Raw genomic sequence first — 2331 nt, 5'->3', positions numbered from 1 at the left:
CGGAGGTGCCGTACTGCAGGGAGTGGCCGGAGGCCACATGCAGATGGGCGAAGGGGCTGCCCGCGGCGGAGCCGCGCCCCGGACGCCGGGCGAAGGAGTCGTCGGTGCTCAAGGGGACTCCTCAGGGAGGTGGTACGGATCGGGGTCAGCCGGTACGGGGCATCGGGGGCGCCGGGTCACCCCCCTCCCCTTCGCCGAGGTCGTCGAGGTCGTCGAGGTCGTCGAGGACGCCGAAGTCTCCGGGGTCGTCCTCGAAGTCCTCCAGCGGGAGCGCGGGGGCGGAGGCTGCGGGCCGCAGCGAGAGCAGCCGCTGCACGATCCGCAGGAAGAGCGCGGTGTTGCGGATGAGGTCGTCGGCGTCCCGCGGGCTGGCGGCGCCCTGGATGCCGGCCTCGGCCGCGGCGCGCTTGCGGGCGCCCGCGGCGAAGTACACCGCCCACTCGGCGAGCTCCGGGGCGACCTCCGGCAGCACCTCCCAGGCGCTGCGGATGGCCTTGCGGCGGCGGGGGCTCTTCTCCGGGCGGCCCCGCACGGCCAGGACGGCGGCCGAGGTGCGCAGTGCCGCCAGGTGGGCGGCGGCGTAGCGCTCCAGGGGGTCCTCCAGGCCGCGGGCGCCCTCCAGGGTGCGCTGGGCCTGGGCGAGCAGATCGAGGGCCGCGGGCGGGGCGGCGGCCCGGCGCAGCACGGGATGGACGTCGGAGGGCCTGCGGTGCGGGGTGCCGTAGCCGCCGACCGGGCGGGCGGGCTGCTGGGGCAGCGCTCTCTGCTGGACGGGGAAGATCCCCTCGGGGGTGCCGCCGTCCAGCCGGAAGACACGGGCGTCGCCGCCGGTGACCGTCATCTGCACCACCCCCTCAGTCCGCGGTCCTGGTGAGCGTCCAGCGGCCGGCCTCCGGGTCGAGGCTGAGGTCGTACACGCCCGCCGCGAAGGTCCGGCCCGGGCTCGCCTCGACCCGCCAGACCTCCCGCTCGGTGCGGATGCAGCGACCGAGCGCGGTCATCGGCGGGGCCTCGGCCACCGGCAGGGTGCGGCCCGCGCCGCCGGGAGCACCGGCCCGCCGGGCCTCCTCCCACCACGGCCCGCTCTCCTTCCAGTGGCCGAGCACCTCCCGTACCGCGTAGATCCGGTCGCGCCAGAGGAAGTGCGTGGGCCTGTCGCCGGTGCCCCGGACCTCGACCGGGTCTGCATGGCGCCTGGTCATCGTGCCTCCTAGCTGTTCCTCGTGCCGACGGTTCGGGCTGCCGACGCGACTCCGCTCGGGGCGGGCGGTGCCGTACCCGGTCGCCGGGTCTCCCCCGTACCTCTCCGCGACCGGTGACCGGGCCGGCTGTCCTCGTCGGAGGACTACCCCGCTCACCCTCTGTTCGAACCTTCGTTCGAACACTCTCAGGGTAACCCCCTGCGCGGACTCCGCGTCAACGCCATTCCCCTCCCTCGGCCTGCCCGTACGAGCCCGGACGGCCCGCACAGTCCCATGGTGAACGGCACCACTGACAACGCCCCGGACCGCAGACCTTCCCCGGGCCGCCCACCCGGCCCGACATGCCCGTGACCTGCGGCGACCGGGCGACCACAGAGGGCCGCCGCCGGCCAGGAGGGACCGCGGCAGGCGGCGGGCCTGCCCCGGCCGCCGGAGGGGCCCGGCCCGCACGGCGCCGAAGGCTGTGCGGCCCGGCGAGCCAGTGGCGAAGGGCCAGGGACGAACGGCCGGGAGCCGACCGAGAGCGCCCGCGCGCCGGGGAACCCGGCCGGGCGGCTCCGCGCCCGCACGCCGTACGGGTGGCCCGCCCCGTCGGCCGCAGCATCGCCACCCGGCCCGCCGCCATCAACGCCCTTACAGCCAAGTGCAACTGACTGCCGATCATGAAGCGTCCCTGCTCATGGGAGCCGGTCGTCGCCGAGGACGGCCGGGCGGGCAGCACAGCCGCCGGGCCGGCCCGGACCCACGCACCGCCGGCCGCCACCCCGCCGGCCGGCCGCACGGGCAGCGGCGGTACCGGCGTCCTCGAACACTTCGGCGCCCGTACGGGCGCCGAACACCGCAGGCCCGTACGGGCCCCCCGTCGACGAAGAGGGATCTCACTTGCGCAAGCGAACGTCACGACGCCGACTGCCCGCCGCCATCGCGATAGGCGTGGCCACGGCAGGCTGCATCGCCCTTCTGCCGCCCGCCGCCTACGCGGGCGGCAGAAGGGCGATGCAGCCTGCCGTGGCCACGCCTATCGCGATGGCGGCGGGCAGTCGGCGTCGTGACGTTCGCTTGCGCAAGTGAGATCCCTCTTCGTCGACGGGGGGCCCGTACGGGCCTGCGGTGTTCGGCGCCCGTACGG

At 76.1% G+C, this 2331-nt stretch carries 2 protein-coding genes; both read right to left on the bottom strand.

Going from position 1 to position 2331, the window contains the following annotated elements; all coding sequences use genetic code 11:
• Positions 1 to 145: 145 nt before the first annotated feature.
• Complete coding sequence (locus tag AOK09_RS33765) at positions 146 to 841, bottom strand: SAV_6107 family HEPN domain-containing protein (RefSeq protein WP_157876144.1); 696 nt, start codon at positions 839 to 841, stop codon at positions 146 to 148.
• A gap of 13 nt (positions 842 to 854) precedes the next feature.
• The gene (locus AOK09_RS33760; protein ID WP_055591035.1) at positions 855 to 1202 is read right to left on the bottom strand and encodes a DUF6504 family protein; all 348 of its coding nucleotides are present in this window, start codon (positions 1200 to 1202) and stop codon (positions 855 to 857) included.
• Positions 1203 to 2331 lie beyond the last annotated feature (1129 nt).

It is taken from the genome of Peterkaempfera griseoplana (genome assembly GCF_001418575.1).
Classification (GTDB): domain Bacteria; phylum Actinomycetota; class Actinomycetes; order Streptomycetales; family Streptomycetaceae; genus Peterkaempfera; species Peterkaempfera griseoplana.
This window is presented reverse-complemented; position numbering and strand designations above follow the sequence as displayed.

What these genes read in the sequence shown, in the direction of transcription:
- AOK09_RS33765 (WP_157876144.1), bottom strand. Translation starts at nt 841, where the DNA reads ATGACGGTCACCGGCGGCGACGCCCGTGTCTTCCGGCTGGACGGCGGC.
- AOK09_RS33760 (WP_055591035.1), bottom strand. Translation starts at nt 1,202, where the DNA reads ATGACCAGGCGCCATGCAGACCCGGTCGAGGTCCGGGGCACCGGCGAC.